This window comes from Oleiphilus sp. HI0080 (assembly GCF_001635135.1).
Genome location: NZ_LWFU01000794.1, coordinates 1 through 316 on the forward strand (window position 1 = coordinate 1; position 316 = coordinate 316).

Sequence of the window (316 nt, forward strand, 5' to 3'; positions counted from 1 at the left end):
GGCGCGTTACTTAAAAAATTGCTTAGATCCGTTGGCGTTTTGACCAGCGGCATATCGAGATAGTCACGATGGAACACCAGCCGATTGAAGCGGCTTTTGAAATTGGTCGGGCAGCGAAACAATAGTGAAAACTCGATTGGATCAATGGGTGTGTAATTAATGTAGGCGCTGACGAGCTTGATGGGTTGATCGATATACCAACAGCCAAAGCGATGCCAGATGACATGCCAATACTCGATATAGAAGTGCTCTGCATCGAGCTCGGGCTGCCTCATCTGAGTGGTGAGATAGACGTGATCACCCTGAACCTCTAAAG

1 protein-coding gene is annotated in these 316 nt (G+C 47.8%); it reads right to left on the reverse strand.

From position 1 onward, the window contains the following. The coding region (locus tag A3751_RS16280; protein WP_197466420.1) for an AraC family transcriptional regulator ligand-binding domain-containing protein at positions 1 to 316 on the reverse strand (316 nt) is incomplete at both ends.